At 45.1% G+C, this 26242-nt stretch carries 17 protein-coding genes; 9 read left to right on the forward strand and 8 right to left on the reverse strand.

Annotated elements, in window-relative coordinates:
• Positions 1-76 precede the first annotated feature (76 nt).
• The 6 genes from FLA_RS13310 to arr all read left to right on the forward strand — a co-directional run bounded on the left by FLA_RS13310 (position 77) and on the right by arr (position 10801).
• Positions 77-952, forward strand: a complete 876-nt coding sequence (locus FLA_RS13310) for a hypothetical protein (RefSeq protein ID WP_076382728.1) — start codon at positions 77-79, stop codon at positions 950-952.
• A 203-nt stretch (positions 953-1155) separates the two neighbouring features.
• Positions 1156-2679, forward strand: coding sequence for a carbohydrate-binding protein (locus FLA_RS13315; protein ID WP_084206564.1), 1524 nt, complete (start codon positions 1156-1158; stop codon positions 2677-2679).
• 38 nt (positions 2680-2717) lie between these two features.
• On the forward strand, positions 2718-5669 hold the full coding sequence (locus FLA_RS13320; RefSeq protein WP_076382726.1) for a glycoside hydrolase family 98 domain-containing protein: 2952 nt from the start codon (positions 2718-2720) through the stop codon (positions 5667-5669).
• A 24-nt stretch (positions 5670-5693) separates the two neighbouring features.
• Complete coding sequence (locus FLA_RS13325; RefSeq protein WP_076382725.1) at positions 5694-6692, forward strand: non-reducing end alpha-L-arabinofuranosidase family hydrolase; 999 nt, start codon at positions 5694-5696, stop codon at positions 6690-6692.
• Between the two features lie 162 nt (positions 6693-6854).
• A complete protein-coding gene (locus FLA_RS13330; RefSeq protein ID WP_084206563.1) occupies positions 6855-10037 on the forward strand; it encodes a glycoside hydrolase family 2 TIM barrel-domain containing protein in 3183 nt (1060 codons plus the stop codon).
• A 350-nt stretch (positions 10038-10387) separates the two neighbouring features.
• Positions 10388-10801, forward strand: coding sequence for an NAD(+)--rifampin ADP-ribosyltransferase (arr, locus tag FLA_RS32055; RefSeq protein ID WP_394337497.1), 414 nt, complete (start codon positions 10388-10390; stop codon positions 10799-10801).
• Between the two features lie 55 nt (positions 10802-10856).
• Here the strand turns inward: arr and FLA_RS13340 are convergent, their stop codons facing one another.
• Complete coding sequence (locus FLA_RS13340) at positions 10857-11738, reverse strand: MBL fold metallo-hydrolase (protein WP_084206562.1); 882 nt, start codon at positions 11736-11738, stop codon at positions 10857-10859.
• A 169-nt stretch (positions 11739-11907) separates the two neighbouring features.
• Here FLA_RS13340 and FLA_RS13345 point away from each other — a divergent pair, with 169 nt between their 5' ends.
• A complete protein-coding gene (locus FLA_RS13345; protein ID WP_076382723.1) occupies positions 11908-12780 on the forward strand; it encodes an AraC family transcriptional regulator in 873 nt (290 codons plus the stop codon).
• On the opposite strand, the gene FLA_RS13350 is transcribed toward FLA_RS13345, so the two are convergent.
• Together FLA_RS13350 and FLA_RS13355 are read right to left on the reverse strand one after the other, a co-directional pair.
• Positions 12781-13638: a phytochrome family protein gene (locus FLA_RS13350; RefSeq protein WP_076382722.1), complete on the reverse strand. Its 858-nt coding sequence runs from the start codon at positions 13636-13638 to the stop codon at positions 12781-12783.
• 166 nt (positions 13639-13804) lie between these two features.
• Complete coding sequence (locus tag FLA_RS13355) at positions 13805-15448, reverse strand: alpha-L-fucosidase (protein ID WP_076382721.1); 1644 nt, start codon at positions 15446-15448, stop codon at positions 13805-13807.
• Between the two features lie 90 nt (positions 15449-15538).
• Between FLA_RS13355 and FLA_RS13360 the strand changes: the two genes are divergently transcribed.
• Positions 15539-16414: a helix-turn-helix domain-containing protein gene (locus FLA_RS13360; RefSeq protein ID WP_076382720.1), complete on the forward strand. Its 876-nt coding sequence runs from the start codon at positions 15539-15541 to the stop codon at positions 16412-16414.
• A gap of 25 nt (positions 16415-16439) precedes the next feature.
• Here the strand turns inward: FLA_RS13360 and FLA_RS13365 are convergent, their stop codons facing one another.
• The 5 genes from FLA_RS13365 to FLA_RS13385 form a co-directional block, all read right to left on the reverse strand.
• Positions 16440-17951: a glycoside hydrolase family 28 protein gene (locus FLA_RS13365; RefSeq protein ID WP_076382719.1), complete on the reverse strand. Its 1512-nt coding sequence runs from the start codon at positions 17949-17951 to the stop codon at positions 16440-16442.
• A 34-nt stretch (positions 17952-17985) separates the two neighbouring features.
• Complete coding sequence (locus FLA_RS13370; RefSeq protein WP_084206561.1) at positions 17986-19689, reverse strand: RagB/SusD family nutrient uptake outer membrane protein; 1704 nt, start codon at positions 19687-19689, stop codon at positions 17986-17988.
• A gap of 25 nt (positions 19690-19714) precedes the next feature.
• Positions 19715-23035 carry a TonB-dependent receptor gene (locus FLA_RS13375; RefSeq protein ID WP_159445201.1) on the reverse strand — a complete coding sequence of 1107 codons (3321 nt, stop codon included), beginning with the start codon at positions 23033-23035 and terminating at the stop codon, positions 19715-19717.
• 204 nt (positions 23036-23239) lie between these two features.
• Positions 23240-24247 carry a FecR family protein gene (locus FLA_RS13380; protein ID WP_076382717.1) on the reverse strand — a complete coding sequence of 336 codons (1008 nt, stop codon included), beginning with the start codon at positions 24245-24247 and terminating at the stop codon, positions 23240-23242.
• A gap of 152 nt (positions 24248-24399) precedes the next feature.
• A complete protein-coding gene (locus tag FLA_RS13385) occupies positions 24400-24996 on the reverse strand; it encodes an RNA polymerase sigma-70 factor (RefSeq protein WP_144264197.1) in 597 nt (198 codons plus the stop codon).
• A gap of 161 nt (positions 24997-25157) precedes the next feature.
• Here FLA_RS13385 and FLA_RS13390 point away from each other — a divergent pair, with 161 nt between their 5' ends.
• Positions 25158-26234, forward strand: coding sequence for a LacI family DNA-binding transcriptional regulator (locus tag FLA_RS13390; RefSeq protein WP_076382715.1), 1077 nt, complete (start codon positions 25158-25160; stop codon positions 26232-26234).
• The last annotated feature ends 8 nt before the right edge of the window (positions 26235-26242 follow it).

Genomic DNA, 26242 nt, shown 5'->3' on the forward strand with positions numbered 1-26242 from the left:
TGTAATTATTGCATGTTACTTATAAAATAAGCATAATTAGTGAACCAATGCTACATTTGAGGTAACATCCACTTCTATGATAACCATCCCTTACAGCCATCTGTATGCCGTCAGGCGTTATAGAATTTTTATCTGGAAAACAATCCGCGACAAAAAGCCGCCTTCCGATAATGCTTTTGATTACTGGCAAAACAATCTGTTTTTGTTTATCATCACCTGGATAATGCCCATTGGTATTTTAGTTACTATCCTGGTAAGCTGTTTTGAACTGAAAAAAGGAGATTATACCATTGTGCTCACCAACATCTTTACTATCTTCTCGCTCAACACCATAGTGCTGCAACGTTCGTTAAGCGTTTTTATACGCAAGCTGTTGTTTGCCATTATCCTGGCCATAATGTCATTAACAATGGCCGGCTTTTTACATAACCTTTCCCTGGGTGGTATTTACCTGTTCACTGCCAGCATTTTTATGGCCCTGTTCTTTTCCGGCTCCATTGCTTATGCCGGGGTAGTACTGAATGCAATGGTGCTGGCAGTGTTTACTTTTTATTTACAGTATAGCCCAACCGCCACTGCTGATTTTAATATTAGCCTGTACAATTGGGTAATTTTTGCCGCAAACTTCCTGTTTATTGATATGGCCCTTGTTTTATTGATAAGAGTGTTGCTTACCAGCATAGAGCGGAGCCTGAAAACGCAGAAAGAGCTGAACCGCCAACTGATCAGGGAAGCCAGGTTAAAGCATGAACAACACCGCCGCCTTAGAGAAATTGCCTTTATTCAATCACACCTGGTAAGGGCCCCGCTATTGAACATTAAAGGAATTTCGCACTTAATTATCAATACCCAGGAATATAATATTGAAGAAGCACTATTGCTAAGCCTGGAAAAATCTGTAGAAGAATTAGATGGTGTTATCAAATCCGTAGTAGAACGAACTGCTGTATAGCCTTTACCCTCCCCCCCTTTTTTTGACATTTCTGCTAGTAAATAAAACATTTGTCGCAGCCACCACTGCTGCAGGCCTGTACTTTCACAGCATTGTTTGCCAATGATTTCAGTAGTGCCAGAACGATTGCCATTATTCACTAACCCGCTGTGTAACTACCTAACAGTTAACACTATATACTTTCAACACCAAAATTCAATCTAATGAAACACTTCTACCGAAAACTCGTGTGTACAGTATTGCTTGGCTGTATACTTTACCACACATCTACCGCCCAGGTAACCATTCCTGTAGGCACCACTCTTCGCAGCATGATCGTATATGTACCCACCAACCTGCCCCAGAACCGTCCTTTACTCATTTCCATGCACGGTGCCAATCAGAGTGCAGACTATCAGCGCAATGCCGCTAAATGGGAACCTATTGCAGATACGTCTAAGTTTATAGTAGTATTCCCCAGCGGCATCAATAATCAGTGGGATATCAGCGGCACCTCTGATATCAGTTTTATCAATGCTATTATTGATACCATGCAGCAGCGCTATGCCATTAACCGCAACCGGGTATATCTTTCGGGCTTTTCTATGGGGGGCATGATGACGTATCATGCCGCCACACAAATAGCCAATAAAATTGCGGCTTTTGCACCTGTATCGGGCTATCCGTTATGGGGTGGAGGTAATTATAACAGCTCACGCCCCATACCTCTTATTCATGTGCATGGCGATGCAGATGACGTAGTCACCTATCCCAACCTGGGCAACTACCTGAATGGTTGGATCAGCCGTAACCAATGCCCTACTACACCACAGATAACCCAGCCATATCCTTCCAGCAAACCCAATTCGGTTGCTACTAAAAGATATTGGGGGCCCGGCTTGTCGCAATCGGAAGTGGTGTTAATTACCCTGGCGGGTAAAGGCCACTGGTATTCGATGGATTCGGTAAATGGCGTAAACACCAGCCAGGAGATATGGAATTTTGTAAAACGCTTTTCTCTCGGTGCAGTGCTGGAAGAAAACAGCACGGGCTTTTGCAGTGTGAACGGCACTATAGATAATAATTATCCCGGCTACACAGGCACTGGCTTTGCCAACACCAATAACACAACGGGCGCTGGCATAAGCTGGAATGCAAGTTTTGCTGGTGCAGGCACCTCCTATTTCACCTTCCGGTATGCCGCTACCGATGCACGGCAAGCCAAACTGGAAATAAACGGAACCACGGCAATGAGTAGCATCAACTTTCCCGCCACCGGCTCGTGGAGCACCTGGACTACCATAACCATACCGGCTACCGTAAGTGCAGGCAATGCTACCATACGCCTGGAAGCTACAGGGGGCAGTGGCTTACCTAATATAGATAACCTGGAAATAACAAATGGTGTGGCTGCGGCCTGCCCTGCCAGCCTTGCCGCCAACACCCTGTTGTCAGTGGCTGACAGTGCCCAGGCTAAAGCAACTGCGAATGCAGGCCTGCGGGAAGACCAACGCATTTCGGTATATCCTAACCCCGCCGGTGCTGCCATTACTGTAAAAACAGGTATCTATTGGAAGTCAGGCGACTATATCACCTTGTATAACGCACAGGGTAAAACACTGCAACGCCGTGTGTTGAAAGCCAGCCAGGAAAACCTGAATACAGCAGGCCTGCCAACAGGCATTTATTACATACAAGTAACCAATGTACACGGACAAAGAGCCAGCCAATCCTTTATGAAAAAATAAACATTTCACCTCCTATTCTTCATATTTAAAGCCTCACAATGAAATCTCCTTTATCCAGGGGCCGGCAAAGTATTGCCTGGCTTGCCACCCTATTGCTGATAATGATGCAATACAAGGCAAACGGACAAGCAGCAACACTGCGCCGCCCCATATCACCACAACAACCAGCCTGGTTTATCCATATTGACTCCTGGAACCAGGCCGACCCACAGAAGATCATTAACATGGTGCCTGCCGATATACGCCCTTACGTAGTATTTAATATCTCCATCTCTATTAACCACGACAGACTTAGCAGCAAATGGTTACAGGCTGAGTATGGCTATGAAATAGCGAAGTCATGGTTAAGGGTATGTGCAGAAAACCGCGTATGGGCTATGATACAGCAGAGCAGCGGCGGCTTTCAGCATTTTTCACAGTCTGACCTGGCCGTATATGAAGAGTTCTACCGCGACTATCCCAATTTTATCGGCTTTAATTATGCCGAGCAGTTCTGGGGTTTTGATGGCAGCACCCTGCCTACTTCATCCAGTAGCTATGATCCACTTTCACCCCCTTGGGCTGATCGCATTAACCTGTTTGCCAACCTGCTGCAGCTGAGTAATCGCTATGGTGGTTACCTGACGGTGAGCTGGTGCCCTAACCAATGGGATGCGAATATAAACCCCATTGCCATGCTGAAAAGAAATGCGGCCTTTGCTGCCGCGTGCCGGAACTATACAGAAAATTATATTCTTTGCGAGAAGTACACCCAGCAAACCTATCAGCACGATATGGAGAGCACCTGCCTGGGCGCTTATGTATCCGGCTATACAGGGCAATACGGAATTCGCTACGATGAAACCGGCTGGACAGATTCTACGGGCACCCACGCCAACTTTACACCCGCTACCGGTATTGCTCCACACTTAGAGCATGTAATGCTTACCGGGGAAACGGTGATAGACGGGCCGGAGTTGATTATGACACAATCATCCCGTGAAATCAATACCACCAACACCCCCGATGGCTTTACTACGCGCCGCTGGGAGTTTTACCCCCAGTTTTACAATGTGAACGTAGACCTGTTTCGTAAAATACTGGATGGAAACGTGCGCATACCCACCCGCAGGGAAGTTATTGACCGCACCAAAGTGGTGATCATTAACAATGTAAGCAGCGGCAGTAACCAGGATCAATACAGTACCCCTCAAACATTGTTTGAGGGGCTTTACCGGATGGATAGCGATGGCAATTATGAGTTTAATAAAAGCTTCTTTAAAAAAACAGGCCGTTATCCTGCCATCCCCATTGTATACCAGCTGGACGATACAGATGCCAATTCATTTTCTGTTAAGGTAAATAAATCAGATTATGCTACCCGCTGGCCAGACATTACTTCAAAGGTTACCGAATTGAACACATTGTTCCCTTCTGAATATACAGGCACATTATATGCCGGCAGGCATGAGAATGGCTGGGTTACCTATAATCCCTATAAAACCAACCAGATGGCTACTGCTAATATTCCTTTCAAATACAATACCTGTAGCAGCATAGACCTGAGTTATTCGCAATATTCTGCCGGTGTTATTAAGGAGTATTCGAACAGGCTGAATATATACCTGAACAACTACGACAATGTGCTGAACACGGGCTTAAAAACAGATATTATCCGTATTAACGGCGCCAGCACCCAACCTACCTGGTCTTATACCGACAGAGGCAGCCACACTGCCAGCAATGTAACCGCTGCCTGGTCGGGCGGTGTGTTTACCCTCACTGTGCAGCACAACGGCGCACTGGACATTACCGTTAACTGCGCTGGCACTGCTACCGGCAGGCTTACTGCGTATACACCATCCGTGGTAAGCGCACCGGTAGCCCCTGCTGTGTATGCAGGCCCACTACAACATGAAGCAGAGCTTTTTGATTATAAAAGCATCAGCGGCAACACTGCCAATGGCGTTAGTGGTACCGTACGCAATTACACAGGCCAGGGTTACCTGCGCTTTGGCACTAATGCCTCGGCCAGCATACGGGATACCATTAACCTGCCCTATGCCGGCACCTACCAGTTACGCACCCGTTATTCTCTTACCGGAGGCAACGTAAATACCATAGGCATTTATGTAAACGGCAGCCTGGTAGCAACCCCTGTGTTTACCACCACCGACAGCCTGGGTGCATGGGCCATACAAACACAAACCATTACATTGAACGCAGGTAATAATGTGATTGAGTACAAGGCCAGCGCCACAGCTGCCAATGGGATGTATTTTGATAACATAGTGGTAGTACCAGCCGGCAGTGGTGGTAATATCATTCAGGAAAACACCACCGGTTTTTGCAGTGTGGATGGTACGGTAGATACGGATAATGGAGGCTATACCGGTGCAGGTTTTGCCAACACCAATAATGCCATGGGAAATGGTATTAGCTGGAAAGTGAACTTTGCTGCTGCCGGCACCAAATCATTCACCTTCCGCTATGCCTCTATAGATACCCGTGCAGCCAACCTGCTGATTAATGGTACTGTGGTGGCCGCCAATGTAAGCTTCCCTGCCACCGGTTCGTGGACAACCTGGAACACGGTTACCGTATACACCAGCGCAGGCACCGGCAGCAGTGATATCAGGCTGGCAGCTACTGGCGCCAGCGGCTTGCCGAATGTGGATTATATAGAAGTAGTGGGCGGCACAGCAGCCAACTGCACCACCGGCCTTACTACCGTTATGCAAACACCGGATTTGCTAAACTGCAAGGAAGAGGCAGGTATGGCCATTTATCCTAACCCTGCACAACACCTGGTAACCGTACGTTTAGGCAACCGCTGGAAAGCCGGCGATCAGTTGATGTTGTGTGATGCTACAGGCAGGGCTGTGGAAACCCGCCTTATCAAAGGCAGCACAGAACAGTTGAATGTAGCCCCGCTGCCAGCCGGATTGTATTATATCAACATTTCCAATAACAGCGGGGTGCATGCATCGCTGCCATTGGTAAAACAATAATTCCATCATTTAAAAAAAGCTTCTATGAAAAAATGTATGATTGCGGCCATCATGTACAGCCTGTTTGCAGGCTGTGTTAAAAAAGATGCTGCCACACTGCTGCCCGCCTACCAGCTGGCAGCAGTAAGCACAGCCAGTGTGGTGGCTTCACCTGTATGGAAAGCCGAAGCCCGTTGTTTCCTGGACGGGCCTTCCGGCGCTTTTGACGACATTGCCGTAAAAGATCCTTCCATTGTGTATTCAGGCGGTAAATACCACCTCTTTTACACGGGGCGCAATGTGGGCACTAATGGGTTGTGGCGCATGGGTTACACTTCCGCTACCACTATTAGCGGATTAAACAGTGCTACCCGTACCTATATGAGCGCCTTAAATGCCGGCTCTTACTTCTGCGCTCCACAGGTGTTCTGGTTCCCGGTAAAAGGCAAATGGTTTTTGATATACCAGAGCGGCCTGGGCGCTTCTTTTTCTACCAATACAGATGTAGCCAACCCAGGTTTGTGGACGGCTAACAGGGCCATGGGCTTTACAGACGGTATTGACTTCTGGTGTATTGCCGATGACAGTTATGTGTACTGCTTTTACTCGGCACAGGATGGCTCGCACACCATTAAAAGAAGAAGAACCACCATAGCCAACTTCCCTTACAGTTGGGAAGCCCCCACTGTGGCCGCTACCGCTACTTTTGAAGCGCCACATGTGTACAAGAACAAAGCAGATGGTAAGTTTTATATGGTGGTGGAAGACATTAACCGCTACCAGGAACTATGGACGGCCAGCACGCTGGGCGGTACCTGGACGAAGGTGGCAGAAAAATGGGCTGCCAAGGATAACCTGACCTTTTTAGCCGAACAGTGGACAGACCAGGTATCGCATGTGGAAGTATTGCGCGCCTCCAACAATGAACGCATGGAGGTGGATAATATGGATCGCTGCCAGATGATTATACAGGGTGTTAAGAATGGCAGTTACCCCGATTATGGTAGTATCCCCTACGACCTGGGTATTATTCGCAACTATTAACCTTTTTGGCCACTTAACCCAACAGCCCTGGTGTTACTGATACACCGGGGCTGTTGTTATACAGAAATAATTGGATACTTAACCGGGTAACCTGCTTAATTCCCGTTTTTGACTGTAATTTAGGCGTAACAATATCTCTTCGACTAACGATTCCATGAAAGAATGAAAAACGTATTATTCAAAACCTGCTTCCTCGGTTATCTGTCGGCCAGTATACTATGGAATGCAGCTAAAGCCCAGCCAGCCAGCCCTTTGAAAGCCGGCGTAGATTACCCTTCAGAAATTGAAAACCCCGAATTGCTGGGCATCAACAAAGAACGCTATCATGCCACTTTAATGCCCTATGCCAGTTTGCAGGAAGCACTTGCAGGGAAACGACATGCCTCAACCTATTGCCGCAGCCTGAATGGTCAATGGAAGTTTCATTGGGAGCCCAGTCCCGAAAAAAGACCGGTAGACTTTTACAAACAAGACTATGACGTTTCTGGCTGGAGCGATATACCCGTGCCTTCTAACTGGGAGGTACAGGGATATGGCACTCCTTTTTACCGCAACCTGGGGTATACTATTAAAAAAGATTATCCCAAGGTGATGAGTGAGCCGGATAAAAATTATACGGCTTATAAAGAACGAAACCCTGTAGGTTGCTACCGGCGCAGTTTTGAAGTACCGGCCACCTGGAATGGCCGCCGGCTGTTCCTCACTTTTGATGGTGTGGATTGCGCATTTTTCGTATGGATCAACGGCCAGAAAGTAGGCTTTAGTGTCAACAGCAGAAACGCAGCCGAATTTGATATTACAAAGTATGTAAAAACAGGTGCCAATAGCATTGCAGTGGAAGTATATCAATACAGCTCCGGTACCTGGCTGGAAGACCAGGACATGTGGCGCTTGCATGGCATTTTTAGGAATGTTACCATCTGGAGCAGCCCGCAGGTGCATATGCGCGACTTTTTTGTAAAGCAGGATCTGGATAGTAACTATAAAAATGCTACGGTGCAGGTATTGGTAAACACCAGGAACTATGGCACTGACAAAGGAAAAGAACAAGCTGTATCAGCCGTGTTATACAGTAAGGATGGCAGCATAGTAGCCAAAGCTGCAGTAGCCGGCAAGGCATTACGTGCGGAGGAAGAAGAGCAGCTATCTATATCATTTTCTGTAAACAATCCAGATAAATGGACAGCCGAAACACCTGAATTATACACGTTGGTATTAACCAGTGCCGAGGGGGAAATACTTTCTACTAAAGTAGGTTTCCGGAAAATAGAAATCAAAGGCCGTGTGTTTACCGTAAACGGCGTACCCATTAAACTAAAGGGTGTAAACCGTCACGAACATTGGTCGGATGTAGGACATGCAGTTACCGAAGAGCAGATGATACGCGATTTACAGGTAATTAAGCAAGGCAACTGTAATCATATACGCACCAGTCATTATTGCGACGATCCACGCTGGTACGAACTGTGTGATGAATGGGGCATCTGGCTGGTAGCAGAAGCCAACGTAGAATGCCATGGTTATGACAGCCGTTTTGAAAACGAGCCTACCATTCAATCCGCTATCATTGACCGGAATATTGCCAACATTGAAAACTTTAAAAACCACGCATCGGTTATTATCTGGTCGCTGGGCAACGAATGCGGTTGGGGTACCAACCCTAATTTTGTTGCAGCTATGAATGCCGTGAAAGCACTCGATCCCAGTCGACCGATACATTACGAGCGCTTTGGCACCGGTAAAAATAATCCTGCCGATTTAGATGGCAGAATGTATGGCACCGCAGAAGATTACGTACGGGTGGCGCAGAATAAAGAACTGACAAAACCTTTTTATATCTGCGAGTTTGTACACGCCATGTTTAACTCCATGGGTTCGCTGGCAGAATACTCCGAAGTGTTTGATAAAAACCCCGAAATACTGGGCGGTGCCATCTGGGAGTTCCAGGATCAGGCACTGACCAACAACCGCACACCCAACCATACCATCCTGGCCTATGGTGGAGGCTTTGGCGAAGTACCCAACGATCATTACTTTATACACAAGGGTGTAGTATCGTATGATCGCACAGTGGAAGGCAGCCGCACGAAACCCCATTACCCGGAAATGAAAAAAGCTTTCCAATGGATAGGCACCGACCTGGTGGATCCTTTAAACGGCACTATCCTTATCAAAAACAAATACCAGTTTATTCCGCTGGATAACTTTGAGGGTTCGTGGAGTGTAACAGAAAATGGAATAGAGATTGGGAAAGGCACTTTTGCTTTACCTTCTATTGCTGCCCGTCGCGCTCGCACCGTAAACCTGCCTGTAAAGCTGGAACAGCTGAAGCCTGGTGCAGAATATTTTTTACGGGTGAGCTACCAGCAAAAGACCCCAACGTTATGGGCCGGTAAAGGTTTTGAAGTAGCTGCAGCACAATTTGCACTACCTATACGCACCCTGCCTGTGATGCAGTCTGCAAAAACAAGCCTCCCTCCCGTTACCATGAGCCAGAGCGCTTCGTTCATCATTATTAAAGGCAATGGATTTGCGGTACAGTTTAATAACAAAACAGGCTTACTCACACAACTCACTAAAAACGGGGTAAACCTGTTGGCGGAAGGTGGAGGACCACAGATTTACTTAACCCGTGCAGCCCACCAGACAGACGATAACTGGGTAAACAGAACATGGAACAGGTTTGGCGTACAAAACTTATCCGATTCCCTTATCAGCTGTAAAGCTGAAACAGCAGGGCCCGGAGCTATAAAAATAACTACTGTGATACGCGCTGCCGGTAAGGAAGGTTTTAACACTTATCATACTGCTACCTACCTGGTGCAGGGAGATGGCACCATCCAGGTAAACAATACAATACAGTTCACAGGCTGGCGCATTAACCTGGCCCGCATTGGCGTACGGTTCTTATTTGATAAAAAGCTGGATCAGGTACAATATTTTGGCCGCGGCCCCTTTGAAAACTATCCAGACAGAAAAACAGCCGCAGACATTGGCCTGTTTGATTTAAATGTGCACCAGCAGTATGAATATGAAAAACCAATGGAAAGAGGCAATCATGAAGAGGTAAGATGGGTAAAACTGAGCGGTGCAGACAAACCATCTGTACTGTTGCAAGCTGACGAAAACAAGATGCAGTTTTCTGCACTACCCCATACTGATGAACAGATGTACCCGGTAGAGTATAAAATTGATTTGCCGGAAAGCAGAGCCACTGTATTTTGCCTCTCCACCAAAACATTGGGTGTAGGCTCAAACAGTTGCGGCCCCAGGCCATTAGAACAGTTCCTGGTTTGGTCGGACGATACCAGCTTTACTTACACCATCCGTTTATCGGGTAAATAGTAAATAGATATTGAACAAATATGGAATTTAGCCCCAACAATAACATTGTGAAACTCTGCATGCAAGGCATGTTTATGGAAGCGAGCAGCAAACCCGAAGAAGCGGGTTTGCTGTTTTTGCAGGCATGGAAGGAAGCTGCCAGCGACTTTGAAAAGTTTATCGCCGCTTATTACGTAGCACGCACGCAAAAAAATACGCGCGACAAAATAGAGTGGCTGGAAACGGCGATACAACTGGCACATACACTTAACGACGATAGCGTCAGGGCAGCTTTCCCCCTGTTATATTCTCAGCTTGCTGAAAGCTATAAAGAAGCTGGAGACCAGGAGAACGCCCAAAAGAATGCCGAACTGGCAGCTGCATCTGTATACACGCCTGCTGACAAAGGGCCATTCTATCACGGCACAAAAGCTGATTTGCAAACCGGCGATTTCCTGGTAGCAGGCAAGGAATCTAATTATCAGGCCGAATTGATGATGAACCACATCTACTTTACCGCCCTTCTCAACGGAGCCGGCTTAGCTGCCACACTGGCAAAGGGGGATGGCATTGAACGGGTATATATTGTAGAGCCCACTGGTGAATTTGAGGATGATCCCAACGTTACCAATAAAAAATTCCCAGGAAACCCTACACGATCTTACCGTACTGTTTCCCCATTAAAAATTGTGGGCGAGATTACTGATTGGATAAAAACACCACCGGAAGAAGTGGCCAAATGGCGGGAAAGGTTGGCGGCTAATAAAGGGGAGATTATCAATTAGTTTATTATAACAACGAAAGAGCAACTTTATATTGCTCTTTCTGTTCTCTATCATACTACTTGCCCCAATCTTTTTTCAGGTAATAAGCCAGGTAAATATCAATCAGGTGTGCACCGCCATAACCAGGATAGGCAGCCAGCAGTTTGGCCTTATACTCTTCTTTTGTTTTAGAAGCGGCCAGCGCCTGATCTACAAAATCAAGGTATTGGAGATCTTCTTTCAAAACAGAACGATCTGCCGGTTTACCATGGCCAGGTAAAATCAGTGTGTAATCATGCTCCTTTTCTATTTTGTGCAACGCTTTACGCCAGCCGTCTGAATTGCCCGAAATAAACAGGTGCGTGTTATTGTACACAATATCCTGCGCGATATAAGCTTTCACTTCCGGCACCTTTACCACCAGGGAAAGGGCGGCTTCATTATCATGCGATACTTCAAAAATAAATTTCACCCCATCAATAACTTCTGTACCAGGTTGCTGTATGTGCGTAGGCAGGTTTAGCTTCTTGGCAATCACATCACCAAACTGTTTTTGTCTTTGTTCCAGCGTTTGCTGTCCTGCTTGTTCTATACCCGCCTTTGTTTCAGCAAGGGCGTAAACAGGCACATCAGGAAAAGCATCACCAAAGCCTATATAGTGATCAGGGTGATCGTGCGAGATATAAAAGCGGGTCACCGGCTTATGCAGGCTATCTGTAAGTGCTTTTACCTGCCAGGCATAGGGCGCAAAAAACTGTCCATCTATCACTACCAGCTCATGTGGCAGTTCAATAACATGTGTAGTATTAGAAAACTGTTCAGGAGGTGCTACCACGGTGTATATTTTCACGTGTGCAGCTTGTGCGGCCAGTTGTACACTGGCTTTGGGTAACTCTTGTGAAAACGCGGGAGCAGACAGGCTAACACCGGTAGCCAATGTGGCAATCAGATTTTTCATTGTTGTTCTATATTGTGTTGTTAATAATGAATACGTTTAAAGACAACACAAAACTACTTTGGCTACCAGGTGGTATTATTATCAGAATGCTTTCATTGTTATCAATTTGCCTGCTTGCCGGGAAAAGCATTTATACTACTTTTATTGCGTAGCAGCATAACAACAGCAGATGCAACGTTTAGATTTTCAGAAATATAAATACGGTAAGGAATTACTGATCGACTGTTTCTATCTGCCGGAGATTGAAGCGAAGATTATTTCTTCCGGAGAAATGCATGCCACTTCTTTTTATGAGGTATTCCTTTTTCTGAAAGGCCAAGGAGCTGTTACACTGGATGGTACCGAATACCATTTTAAAGGCCCGGCGGTAATACTGCTTCCTCCTTCCCAACCACGGAAGTGGAACCTGAAAATAACGCCTGACAGTATGATACTGATATTTGAAGGGGAGTTTATGGAGCTATTTCTAAAGGACAACTTATTTTTAAACCGCCTGTATTATTTTGGCAGTTATGGCAACGCCCCCGTGCTACCGGTATCCCGTTCAGAAGCAGATAGATTAAAGCTGCTGTTTGACCGGGCAAAGCAGGAAATAAATCATTGGGCGGATGATAGTCAGCATTTGCTGCGGGCTTACCTGTACGAATTACTGATTCTATTAAACCGAATGTATGCTACCCATTACCAGCTATCCGGAAACCTTTACCGGAATACAGATATACTTCATTTTAAGAAGCTGTTACGGGAACATATTCAGGAAAAGCAGACAGTAAATGAATACGCAGCATTATTACAAATGAATCGCAACCGGTTGAACCAGCTTTGCCAGGATACTTTTGGCAAAACCGCACTGACGCTTATACATAGCGAGCTGGTGCAATCCTGTAAAAACGAGTTATTAACCACTGCTAAAACCGTAGCAGAAATTGGTTATGATTATAATTTTTCGGCCACCTCTAATTTCGTTCGTTTTTTCAAAAAGGTAACGGGGCAGTCACCGGCAGCTTACAGAAACCAATTTATTCCGCAACTTCCTTCGTGATTAACAGGTGCGGTCTACTACCGATTTTATAACACTATCCAACTCTTCCACCGATTTATCAAGGCTATGTAACAGCAGTTCCTCCACATGATGCCCGTGCATAGACCGGATAAGGCCAGATACGCCTTTAATATTAGAAAGTGGAGCCCTTACCAGGTGCGACTGGATATAGGCAATTTCCCGCAACCTCCGGTGCTGATCTTGCTTTAACAGCATTTCCACCCTCAGCTGCCTGTTCAGTTCCGTTTGTGCTTTCAGGCTTTTTTCTACACTTATCAGCAGTATCCTTACCATTACCACTACTACAAAATTGATGAAAAGGAAATTGGAGGCATAGATGATCCATTTTTGAAAGGTTATCTGATAGAGCGAAGAAAGAGTTGGATTCAAATGCAGGCTGAGCGTAAAAGAAAGTATAATCAACCCGTTCACTATTACACCGGCATAGCTCATTTTACCGGTAAAAAGCAGCCCCATAAAAATGCTTAAAGCAAACAGGTAAATACCTCCCAGTTCCAGTGTATACAACAGCCGGGAAAGCACCAGGGAAAACACCACAAGGATAAGGGCTACCCATATCTTTCTCCAATGAAAACTGATCTTCCGTTGAATTGCCAGGATGTATATAGCAGTTAAAGCAATAGCATTCATCCAGGCCACTGTGTATCCCCCTCCCTTTATTTCCAGGTAAGTAGTAGGTAAAAGGGCAATTAAACAAACCGGGAACACCCAGGTAATTACCAGTACAAACAGGTTGTTTTGCCAGTATTCAAAAGCAGAGTGTTGGCGTGTGTTCTTTTCCCGCATTGCTTTCCAAACAAACACATTGTAGTGTCTTACGAGGCTGCTCAAAAACATGCTATGCGATATTATTTGTAAACAGATTCCTGTTGTGCTACAAATATGGTACCGTATACCATACCATGAATAGCAAAAAAAACTCCGCCGGGCACAAGGCCAGGCGGAGCGTATCCTGGTAAGTATAACGGGCGACTCCAGGATAACAACTGCCAAACAAAACCGTTTATGTTATTTTCAACACTACTGCATACTGTTGTTGAGTTCTGAGGTCGGGTAGCTGAATAGAAAGGGCTGTATTGCTGCGTTGACAGGTAAGTGCAGGGCCGCCCAACAATTTTATGTTGTGAATAGCACCAGGCCACAAAATATTTCCTTCCGATAAACTTTTTATGCGCGCCACGCCATCTTCAGGCCAACCCATCAATACTGCGTAGAGAATATTTCCCTTTTGTGTAAACCGTATATCTTCTGACGTGAAGGGTTTTCCTTTGCCTTCATTAAAACCCTGGGCAGATAGCGGAGCCGCATTTTCAAGCGCTGGCCCTTCTCCCAGTATTTTCCAGGGAGTGGTGTCGTATATACATTCACTGTTCACCTGCATCCAGGCAGCCACTTCTTCCAATATGGCGCGCTCCTGCTCATCAATACTGCCGTTACCTTTTACGGGTACATTTAATAAGAAGTTGCCATTCTTACTTACCACATCTACCAAAGTTTGCACCACGGTGCGGGCACTCTTATAGCCTTTTCTGTCGTACACGCGTTTATCGTAATGCCAGTTACCCAGGCAGGTATCGGTTTGCCAGGTAAAGGGTTCTATCACATTGCTCTGGCCACGTTCAATATCCCATACCAGGCATTGGCGCTGCATTTCATCCAGTATTTTTCCAAATACCACGGCATCCAGCCGGCCTTTATTGCGTTGTATACTTTTGTTGTAATGGTGGGCTGCTATTTTCAACCCTATATCGTTAATGGGATGAAAAGGCAATACCGTATCATCAAAATAAATCAGCTCAGGTTCATACTTATCAATCAGCTCAATGGTTCTTTTATAAAACAACTCACAGTATTCTTTGGAAGGTAAGGCCACGCCATTGCCCCAATGCCATTGCGCATGAATGTTCAGGTTGTTTTCGGTGCTGCTTAACGGGTGATTTTGCACATACAGTTCCTGCGGATCAAGGCCTTCCCACCAAAGGCCCTTACCAGCTGCTTTGGTAAGTTTGCCATCGTAAGGCACGCCCTGCAAAGGGCCTTTTTTATCGGCATGCTGTGCAGTTTCATACCATGTCCACGCATGGGCGGCATGCACACTTACTCCAAACGGTAAACCTGCCTTTTTAGCTGCTTTGGCCCACCCGCCAATGATGTCTTTTTTGGGGCCCAGGTTTACAGAATTCCAGTAGTGGTGACTACTGTTCCAGAGATCCAGGTTATCGTGATGGTTGGCCATGGCAAAAAAGTATTTTGCCCCTACCCTTTTGTAAAAATTCACCAGATCTTCCGGATTCCACTCTTCTGCCTTCCATTGGTGTATCACATCTTTAAATCCAAACTGAGAGGGGTGACCATATTTTCTAACGTGATAATTGTACTGATCACTACCTTCTTCATACATGCCACGTGCATACCAATCGCCATACTCCGGTTCACATTGCGGCCCCCAATGCGCCCATATTCCAAACTTGGCTTTCTTATACCATTCGGGCACCTGGTAGCCTTGCAGCGATTTCCAATCAGGTGAAAAGCGTTCTTTCTTATATCCGTAAGCGCTATCTGCCAGTCCCAGTGCGCTGCCCTGCGTAGCCAGCAGATAAGCAGGTAAGGCCAATCCCAGCTGTTTCAGTAACATTCTTCTATCCATATTACAAGCGTTGTATCAAAGCTAGGTGCTGGCCGTTTAATATCTTTAACCAGATTCGACTTTGTATTATATAAATCCGATATTGCCATTATGAACAGAAGAATATTAAGACATTCTTTCTCGCTCCTGAACATTGATTATGTAAGCCTTGACGAGCGCTGGAACTATCAAAATGTACTCAGCCCCTATTACCGTTTGTATTATATAGATCAGGGATCGGGCACTATTACCAATGGTAAACAAAGCTGGCTGCTGGAACCGGGCCATCTATACCTGGTTCCCGGTTTTACGCTTTGTAACCTGCATTGTGCTACCAGCCTTGGACAGTACTTTATTCACTTTTTTGAAGATGCAGTGAACAGTATTTCCCTGTTTCATAACCACCGCACGGTGTTTAAAACCGAAGCCACGGCCATGGATATAACAGGCTTTAAAAGGTTGCTGCAAATAAATCCGCATCGAAAAATCAACCGCTCTGACAACCCATTGGTGTATGAAAAAAACATCTATTACCAGGAATATGAAGCATTGAACAACCAACAGGATTATGCGCTGTTTATGGAAACACAGGGAATACTGCTGCAACTGGTAGCCAGGTTTACTGCCCTTCAACAAGATAAACAGAACATAGCCGGCAACATACCCTCTAAAATTGTAGACCTGCTCGGCTTCATTAATCTGAACCTAAACCAGGCTCTGACAGTGAAAAAACTGGCTGACATGACCAATTATCATCCGGACTATCTATCCCGGTTGTTTATGAAATTGACCGGTGAGCGGCCGCTCTCTTACCTGCATACCAAACGCATAGAACGGGCGCAATACCTGCTGGTAACGACACAAATGTCGCTGACAGAGATTGCCGAAGCAACCGGGTTTGATAACCTACCGCATTTTTCAAGAGTGTTTAAAAACAAAACCAGCCTGCCACCCGCGCGTTACCGGGAGCAGCAGTTTGGGAGTTGAGCCCCCCGGCTACTATCTGCAAAAACTATTGAATAGTAAGTACCGCTTTATTATCAGCAGGTAATACCACCTGTGTACGCTCTAATCCCTGCACCTGTTTAAAAATCAATGCAGGCAAGGTGGCTGTAGCAGGTATATTTATCTTTTCCAGTACCAGCCCCTTTACATCATCAAACACTATGGCAGGTCTGAAATCATCCTGTTTTAGCTTTACCGTACAGTTATTCATTATTATGTTTTCAGCATGCCTTACATAAAAGCCCCAGGCCGGCAACTCACCAAACATAGTAAACTCGGGGTAGCCTGCCGGATTTTCCGTTATACTGCCCAGCGAATCCATTTTTACCTCAGCCTTTTCGCGCGAGCTACCTCCGCCATATATAATCTCTATATTCTTTAACTGTACATCTTTAATAGTATGACCAGGTAATCCCGCTATAGAAGAGGGTAACAGGTTATGCGGAGGTACTTTAGGCAATGGCCCTTCTACCGGGTAACCCATATCAGGCTTGCGCAGTGGTATTTCAGCTTTCACATTTTCAATAAGTACATGTTGCAAAGTGCTATAACGGTTGTCTTTATTACGATGGCCCAGGCGAATGAATATCGCATTACCGGTGTTACGGGCATTTACATTACTCACCGTTACATTTTCCAGGAAAGCGCCGTCTACCGTTTCTAAAGCCACGGCAGAGCGATAGGTATCAAAAACAGTTAAGTTTTTAACGGTGATGTTTCTGAATCCACCCAGCGAACCGGTACCGATTTTGAAACCATTGGCGCTGGATCGTGCAATACAGTTTTCCACCACCACATCTTCACATACCCCTTCGGTTATTTCTGATTTAAGACAAATGGCATCGTCAGCAGCATTAAAATAGCTATTACTGATCTTCACTTTTTTGGAATCTACAATGTCAATACCGTCATTATTCCAGTAAGCCGTGCTCTGTACAGTGATACTGTCTATGAACACCTGTGTACATTCTTTATAGTTCTGCACCCAGCTGGCTGCGTTTTTTAAAGTAATGCCCGTAACCTTCACATTCGTGCATTGCTTAAAAAACAAAACAGAGGGCCGGTTCCTTTCCGTTGGTCTTTTTACCAGCCATTCCGGATCATCTTCCAGCTTGCCTTCATTCAGCAGCATCAAGGCATTTTCAACAATCTCGCGGCCATGCCCGTCTATTACTCCTTTACCGGTAACCGATACATTTTTCTGCCCCATACACACCACCAGCGACATTTTGCCTTCGCCGTAATCCAATCTTTTTTCACTGCCTGCCAGCACGGCATCTTTTTGCAAATGCAGTTCAACATTGCTTTTCAGCATCAATGGCCCGGTAACATAATTACCGGCGGGAACTACTACCCTGCCGCCTTTTTGTGCAGCGGCATCTATGGCCTTTTGTATGGCCGTTGTATTACTGTTGCTTAAACCAGATACAGCACCATATTTCAGGATATTAAAATCTTTTTGCGCATACAAAGCCGGTATGCACCCTGCCAGTAATAAACACAACACTGTTTTTTTCATAAATAGTTCAATTGATATGGTTAATACCGGCTACTTAGTAGCCGGTATTCTGGGGGAATGAAGCGCCACGGTTAAGATCTATCTGACTTTGTGGTATAGGCCTTACCAGGTGCTTAGTGGTTAAAGTATTAGCGGCAGCCGCCTCTTCATTATGCGCTAAAGTACGACTGATTAAAGTGCCGGTTCGTTTCAGTTCAAACCAGCGCATCTCCTCACCTGACAATTCCCGCACCCTTTCGTCCAGGATATTGTCAATGGTAAGAGAAGTAGCCTGCATTTCGGAAACATAAGTATTACCGGAAACCGGGTTAGTACCCGGTTTGGCAGCACGGGTACGGATGGCGTTGAAATATTCCAACGCTTTAGCACTGTTACCGGCTTTTAAATATGCTTCCGCTGCTACCAGGTAAGTTTCGCCTAAACGAAAAACATAAGTATCGCGGGTGCCACCATAATCGCCATAACTTACATTCGGATCGCGAAACTTTTTAAACAAGGGGAAGGAACGGGTTTGTCCTGAAAAGGAAGAGGTTCGATACTCATCAGGATTATACACAAAATATTTAACTGCGGCTTTCTGGGTTGAAGTCCATGCAACATCGGGATAATACACCACAGTATCGCCCACCGCAAAGCTGCGGCTGTTTACAGTGCCCGCCGTTTGCGCAATCAGCGCTGTCCATACGGTAGCATTGTAGCGGCTGTCTCTGGCTTTGTCAAACAGGCTAAAGAAATAGGGATCGGGTACTGACTGCACAATAACACTGTTTCTGTTATAGAAGGAACTTCTGCCAATAGCAGCCAGCCCCTGCGGATCCCACAGAAAAAACTGATGCAGGTTGTTGCCTACTACTGCTGTAGACTGCACCTTACCCAGGTAATACACCTGGTTAGTAGCAGCAGTGGCACTGTATTGTACAGAAAATATAATCTCCGAATTATTCTGAAAACCGGAAGCCGCAGGATCAAACAATGCGGAGAAAGTGCTACGTAACGTGTACGTTCCTGATTTAATCAGCGTTTCGGCCAATCCGGCTGCTGTGGTAAAATCAGCAGTGGTGCCATAAGTTTTATAGCCCCGTGTAAGATACACCTTCGCCAGCAAATGCTGTGCAAAGCCTTTGGTAACGCGGCCAAAATCGCTGGTGGTAACTGGCAAAACGTCAACGGCTTCTGTAAGGTCTTTGATCATTTGCGCATACACCTGTTCTTCGGGCGTTCTGGTATAAGATACACTGGGCTCGGTAGTGCGTGCAGTTACCAATGGAACATCGCCAAAAGTTTCGGTTAACAGAAAATACGAATATGCCCTTAATGACTTGGCTTCCCCGATGCGGTTTTTCAAAACGGTACTGTCCATTCCCTGTACACGGGTAGCCCAGTAAAGCGTGTTATTGGCCCCGCCAATGGTAAAGTATAGTTGCTTCCAGTAAATGTCCAGATCGTTAAGAGAAGAGTTGAGTGATACATTGTACTGGTTCAGTCCGTTTACATCGGTAGTAGCATAGCTGGTAAATACATCAGTACCCAGTGTATGCAGATTACCTTGTTGAAATATAAACCGCAGGTTGGAATAATTGGAACGTGCCAGATCTTCAAACCCTATTTTGGTTACATAATAAGTTTCGTCGGTAGAAGAACCCAGGTTAGATTCCTCAATATATTTTTTACAACCGGTAGAAGCCAGTAAAGCTACTGCCATATACCACCGGAATAATTTGTTTGCCCTGTATTTCATATGAACATGTGTTGTAGTAAGTGAATTAGAATGTTACGCTGGCTCCGAAAATGAATGTGCGGGTACGGAAGTCCTGTAATCCAAAAGAGCTGAGGTCGGCCGTTTCAGGATCCCAGCCAATAAATTTGGTAAAGATAAAGGGATTGTACGCGGTAAGATAAGCACGCAGATAACTCATTTTCCACTTGCTGATAATGCTTTTAGGAAAGGTATACCCCAGCGTAATATTACTGATTTTAGTATAGGAAGAATTCTGGTAAGTAGACACTGTTCTGCGGGTGGCATCTGTTTCAATGGCATTGTTGGCCCATTGGTTACTGGGGTTGGTACTTGTCCAATAACTTCTTTTAAAAGCACCAAACCTTGCACGGCCCTGGTCGCCATTCATAAACAGATCCAGGAAAGTGCTCTGCTGCAAGGTGCCTTGGCGGGTATATACCGTAAACCCCAGATCAAAGTTTTTATAATTGAAGGTGTTGGTAATACCTCCGAACCAATCAGGAATATCACTACCCAGCACTACACGATCATCGGCATTAATTACACCGTCTTTTTTAGTATCCTGCATTTTATACTGACCCGGCTTTTGACCATAGGTAGCAGCTTCTGCCGCCTCGCTGGTTTGCCACACACCAATAATTTTATAGTTGTATAATACCCTTGCTTTCTGGCCAATAAAACGGGCGTTACCTACGTCATTGGCTCCGTTGCCAAATAAGTCTACAATCCTGTTTTTGTTACGGGAAAAGTTGATATTGGAGGTCCAGGTAAAATCAGTGGTTTTAATGTTGGTGCTGTTGATACCAATTTCCACACCGCTGTTGCGGATAGAGCCGATGTTAGCTACCACTTGTGTATAACCGTTGGCAGCGGGTATTTGCTGAGGCAGCAAAGTGCCTTTGGCGGTTTTATTGTAATAGTCAAACGTAAAAGCAATACGGTTTTTGAGAATATTCAAATCAAACCCCGCATTGTATTCAGAAGTTTTTTCCCAGGTAATGGCTTTGCTACTCAGGTTGGCCACAAGCGAACCATTTGCATTATTACCATTGAAGTCATAAAAGCTGGTGGAAACAGATGATTGCGTTACATACGGATAGAAATAAGTATTATTAACAGCAGCGTTACCGGATCGGCCTGCACTCAGCCGCAGTTTCAAAAAGCTGATAACTTCCACATTCTTTAAAAAGTTTTCTTCACTTGCCACCCACGCAAATGCCGCGGAAGGAAAGAAGCCCCATTTATGCCCGTCTGCAAAAATAGAGTTACCATCTGCCCTGCCCGTTACTGTAAACAAATACCTGCTTTTAAAGGTATAGTTAGCGCGGAAAAAGAAAGAGCTGATGTTTTGTTTAGAGTAACTGCTGGATACCGTAGTAGTAGGCTGTATGGTAGTTCCGTTAATAGTTACTGCTGTTGCGCTGCCCACATTGTACCAAAGTGAGCGGTAAGGCAGCCCTGTTACTGAAATAGAACTGTTATCTGCCTGGTAGTAGTTTAAAGAGTTACCGGCTATGGCTTCTATTTTATGCTCACTACCTAGCTGTGTGTTATAGGTAAGTACGTTATCTAGGGTATAGTTGAAGTTGTGGGTAGAGGTATTGGTAGCTGCACTGGGCTTAGTGCCTGCGCCGTTTTTAGAATAGGTATCGTAGTAGGTACCTGCACGCTGAAAGGTGATATCCGGCGTAAAAGAACTGCGGAAGCGCAGGTTTTTAGAGAAGGTTAACTCAGTATACAAGTTGGGTAACATGCGGATATATTGCGTTCTGCGAAGGTCATTATCCAGATCGTACAGCGGGTTGGTAATTTGCGATTCTGTTTCATAGGCATAAAAACGGCGGCTGCCATCAGCATTATACGCACTGCCTGTAGGGCGCAGGCGGTAAGCACTTCTGAATATTTCACCACTGCCCAGATTAAAATCGGCAAAGGTATTATAAGCAGAAGCACCTATTTTCAACCATTTGTTGATGGTTTTGTCAATACCCACCTTCAAAGTATATTTCTTTGTACTGGCACCTTTGGTAGCGCCTTCATAAGACTGAAAACCGGCCGATAAAAAATAAATGGTCTTTTCATCGCCTCCCGTAATATTGAGGTTGTGATTGGTTTGCAAACCATTTTGTTTAATCATATCCACCCAGTTAGTATACTTGCCACTGGCAATATTGGCCAGCTCTGTGGCGGAAAATATATTCGCGTCGGTGTAAGTAACCTGTGGTGTTGCATTCGCACCGAGAGTAGCATAATACTCTCTTGCATAATCTACAAACTCTGCACCTTTGTACACCTTGGGCAGGTTATACGCATTCACCACGCCAACATAAGTATCATAGCTTATTTTGGCCTGCCCGCGCTTTCCTTTTTTAGTAGTCACAATGACCACGCCATTGGCACCACGGGAACCGAAGATGGCTGTGGAAGAGGCATCCTTCAATACATCCATACGCTCAATATCAGCCGGGTTAATATCATTAATATTAGCCACTGGTATGCCATCCACTACATACAATGGTTGTGTGTTACCATAAATGGAGTTTACACCGCGTATTTCCACTGTCATATCTGCACCAGGCTTGCCTGAGCTGCGTTTAATATCTACGCCTGGCATACGGCCCTGCATGGCTTCCTGCGCGTTGGGCGCTTTGGTTTTGGTAATTTCTTCTGAGCTTAATGTGGCAAGACTTCCGGTAAGATCGCTCTTCTTTTTGGTGCCGTAACCAATCACCACCACATCATTCAGTGAATTCGTTTCTGCTACCAGTTTCACTGCTAACGGCTGTACGCCGGAGGCGGGTATTTCTGCTACATTATATCCCAGCGACTTAAACACCAGTATATCATTTGTACTCTTTACCCGTATTTTAAAATTTCCCGCAACATCAGTAATGGCACCTTTATCGGTGCCTTTAACTGTAACAGCCACTCCATTTAAGGGCTGATCTTTTTCATCAGTTACCTTACCTGTAATTACAATATCATCCGGTAGTTTATAAGTAGCATCTAACTCGTTATCCTGCTGCCGGGCGTTGGTAAGTATAATTTTCTCCTTGTATACCTGGTAGCGGATAGCATAAGGAAGCAGCAGTTTATCCAGTACTTCCTTCAAAGTAACGTTTGTGAAATTTACCGTAACCCGGTTGTTGATCTGCACTACATCCTGATTGTATACAAATTGGATATTATTGTCTTTAGATAAAGTTTTTAATACAGCAGCAAGTGTCTGGTTCTCCGCAGTAAAGTTGATCTTTTTATTCAAAGCTTCCTGTGCAAAAGCACGCTTTGCATAAGCCATATTCACCAGCAATACAATCAGCAACAACTGGTGAAATGAACATTTCATTGTATGACGCCAGAAGCGGGAACGATGGAAAGCAAAATTCATAATAATGGTAATTGTAGTAAAAAAAGATAATGACAAGCCTGTACAACCTGAACTTTACAGGTTGCATAAAAGGCGGAATAAAGGGCTACAGCCCGTTACAGCAATAATTGGCTAAAATGGCAAGTAATTGTACATAAAATTTCGCACGGATTGTTTATTGTTTTATCTGGATAGAGTTACACTGTCGTCATGTATGGTGTATTGTATTTGCATGGATACTTTTAATACTTCCAGCACTTCGGCCAGGTTCAGGTTCGACAAATCTGCAGTCATTCGTTGTTGCCCTAACCGGCTATCAGCAAGCAGTATCGTTACACCAAATTTTTCCTGTAAAGCAGCAGCAATATCAGCAAACGCTTCGTCTTCTATCACCATGCCCGTATGTGACCATTTCTGCACCGGCTTCATATCCGGATCAACGGCTGTTTTCAGCTGCTGCGTATTTTTATCAAACACCACTTCCTGCTTTGGCAGCAATACCACTTCATCACGGGCAATGGCATTGGTGGAAGCAGCCCCCTCACTCCCTTTTTTGCTTACAGACACTTTACCCGTTACCACCGTTACTTTGGCTACACTGCCATCATTTTTATCCCATACCCGAAAGCTGGTACCCCAAACTTTTGTTACCAGTTTATCGCTCTCTATGATAAAAGGACGCTGAGGATTTTTGGTTACTTCAAAAAAACAGTCGCCACTCATGGTTACAGTGCGCGTGGCTATGGCAAACGTATCAGGATAGCGGAGCGTTGCACCGGGGTTGAGCCATACTACTGACCCATCAGACAATACCTGCTTTAGAATATGGCCGGTTTGGTTAGCCACCAGGTTCATATGCGTTTTGCTGCTGCCGCTTCTATTCCAGAGGAGGGTAGTAAGCACCAGTGCTGCTAATACAGCTGCCGCAGCCACCCAACGGGTCAGACGCCGGTACTTTCCCGTTGCGGGCAGCTCAGCCACCTGCTGTTGCTCAACTGGTGTTATTTTGTGGGTAATGCCGGCCAATAAACGACGCTGCATTCCCTTTCTTTCTTCATCAGACAAGGTTTCCGTAAAACCCGGCATATGGCCATACTGCTCGTACCACTGGTCTATCACCGCTTTTTCTTCCGGGCTGGCAGTGCCATCCAGGTAATTTTTAAGCGCTTCGTTCAGTTGCTCTCTGTTCATAATTGCGTTGAAAAAGTTAACCGTATCTGAATAATAGTCGTTTAACTGGTCGTCATCCCTTGCCCGTTTTCAAAAAAAATTAAATAAAAAAAGCCGCCTCCTTTTGGGAAAGGAAAACGGCTCTGATATTATGATACGGCCTTGATAACCTGTTATCTCGCAGCTACCAACAATAGTATAACAACAGAGTTACCAACCGCCAGGCGCAATACCTGCAGCGCCTTGGTAAGGTGGCCTTCTACTGTTTTTTCGGAAATATTGAGCAGGGAGGCTATTTCTTTGTTGCTTTTATGTTCGATGCGGCTGAGTTCGTATACCGAACGGCATTTAACCGGCAATTGCATTACCAGTTTATCAATATGCACCATTAAATCGTTCAAAAAAACCTGTTCTTCTGCAGAATTGTCTATGGAAGTTATAGCGGCAAGTGCAGGGGCGTTCCTGGCGCGAACCAGCTGTTTGCGGTAATAATCGATGACTTTATACTTAACGGCAGAAAAAAGATAAGCACCCAAGCTGGTGGTAATATCCAATGATTCCCGTTTTTCCCACAGAACCACAAACACTTCCTGTATAATTTCTTCGCAGGTTTCTTTTTGTTTAATGCGATGGTAAGCAGCATCGAAAAGTTTGTTCCAGTAACGGTTATATATCTCTTCAAAGGCTGACATATCATGTAGCCTTAACAATTGTAAGAGTTCCGTATCTGCATATAGTGTAAGCCCACTCATAACAACAAGCAGTGACAAAGTAAAGCGTTTTTTACCTAAACAACCTCCGCATATATACAGTTAAGTGAAAATTAAGCCATATGTTGCTGTTTTCAGGTGACAAATACATACCACAACAATGCCCTATATTGTCTACAAGTGGTGTAGCTTCCCAATTATTTGCGTAATTTGGGCCTAAGATGAGCGGAAAAAGAGCAACGATTTATCATATTGCAGAAGAACTGGGCATGTCTGCCTCCTATGTATCGCGGGCATTGAACGACCACCCTTTGGTGAGCCAGAAGATAAAGGAGAAGGTAAAGAAAAAAGCTGCGGAATTAAATTACCGCCATAATTCGCATGCTGCCAACCTTCGCCAGGGTTCTTCTAAAACAATGGGCGTGATTATACCCCATATAACCCAAAGCTTTTTCTCAGAAGCCATTGCCGGTATTGAAGAAGCTTGTTTTGCCAACAATTACAGCCTCATCATTTGCCAGTCGCACGAATCTTTCCAGCAGGAACGTAAAGCAATAGACACCTTAGTACGCCAGAATGTGGACTGCATATTGATATCAGTTTCAGAAGAAACCCAATCTGCCGAACACCTGGAAGCTGCCAGGGATACCGGGATAGACATTATTCAATTTGACAGGTACCTGGATAAAATAGCAGGTTATAAAGTAATAAACGATAACCTGGAAGCAGCTTATGAAGCTGTAAAACACCTGGTAAATGAAAAATATAAAAAAATAGCCTTTATTGGCGGGCCGGAACATCTTCCGGCATTTAAGCTCCGGAAAGAAGGCTATATAAAAGGTATTAAAGAAGCCAAACTGAATATACCGTTCAATTATATTGTTGACAATGCCCTTTCTCGCGAGCGCACTATTGAAGCCGCTACAGAACTACTGAGCCAGAAAGACAAGCCGGATGCTTTTATTACAGTATCTGATACCCAGGCACTGGCTATATTGCAACTGGCCGAAAGCCTGAAAATAGAAGTGCCTCAACAATTGGGTATACTTGGATTTGCCAATGAAAGCTTTACAGAACTGTTACGCCCTACCCTTACCTCTGTTGATCAGCAGAGCAAAGAATTGGGTAAGCAGGCTGCCAACCTCTATTTCGGTAAATCCAATGAAGATAACACAAAGGAATTGACAGATGAGAAGTTGGTGATCCCCAGCAAGATCATTACCCGGCAAAGCACACTCCATAAAGGGGCTCCTGCTTCCGCGTCTAAAAGCGGTAAACGTACTGCTGCCAAAGCCTGATGTACCAC

Origin of the sequence: Filimonas lacunae (genome assembly GCF_002355595.1) — a bacterium.
GTDB lineage: Bacteria > Bacteroidota > Bacteroidia > Chitinophagales > Chitinophagaceae > Filimonas > Filimonas lacunae.

Coding starts and splice junctions, on each gene's coding strand:
- FLA_RS13310 (WP_076382728.1), top strand. CDS start 77: ATGATAACCATCCCTTACAGCCATCTGTATGCCGTCAGGCGTTATAGA.
- FLA_RS13350 (WP_076382722.1), bottom strand. CDS start 13,638: ATGTTTTTGAGCAGCCTCGTAAGACACTACAATGTGTTTGTTTGGAAA.
- FLA_RS13370 (WP_084206561.1), bottom strand. CDS start 19,689: ATGAAATACAGGGCAAACAAATTATTCCGGTGGTATATGGCAGTAGCT.
- FLA_RS13355 (WP_076382721.1), bottom strand. CDS start 15,448: ATGGATAGAAGAATGTTACTGAAACAGCTGGGATTGGCCTTACCTGCT.
- FLA_RS13390 (WP_076382715.1), top strand. CDS start 25,158: ATGAGCGGAAAAAGAGCAACGATTTATCATATTGCAGAAGAACTGGGC.
- FLA_RS13365 (WP_076382719.1), bottom strand. CDS start 17,951: ATGAAAAAAACAGTGTTGTGTTTATTACTGGCAGGGTGCATACCGGCT.
- FLA_RS13360 (WP_076382720.1), top strand. CDS start 15,539: ATGAACAGAAGAATATTAAGACATTCTTTCTCGCTCCTGAACATTGAT.
- FLA_RS13330 (WP_084206563.1), top strand. CDS start 6,855: ATGAAAAACGTATTATTCAAAACCTGCTTCCTCGGTTATCTGTCGGCC.
- FLA_RS13325 (WP_076382725.1), top strand. CDS start 5,694: ATGAAAAAATGTATGATTGCGGCCATCATGTACAGCCTGTTTGCAGGC.
- FLA_RS13380 (WP_076382717.1), bottom strand. CDS start 24,247: ATGAACAGAGAGCAACTGAACGAAGCGCTTAAAAATTACCTGGATGGC.
- FLA_RS13375 (WP_159445201.1), bottom strand. CDS start 23,035: ATGAAATGTTCATTTCACCAGTTGTTGCTGATTGTATTGCTGGTGAAT.
- FLA_RS13315 (WP_084206564.1), top strand. CDS start 1,156: ATGAAACACTTCTACCGAAAACTCGTGTGTACAGTATTGCTTGGCTGT.
- FLA_RS13320 (WP_076382726.1), top strand. CDS start 2,718: ATGAAATCTCCTTTATCCAGGGGCCGGCAAAGTATTGCCTGGCTTGCC.
- FLA_RS13340 (WP_084206562.1), bottom strand. CDS start 11,738: ATGAAAAATCTGATTGCCACATTGGCTACCGGTGTTAGCCTGTCTGCT.
- FLA_RS13345 (WP_076382723.1), top strand. CDS start 11,908: ATGCAACGTTTAGATTTTCAGAAATATAAATACGGTAAGGAATTACTG.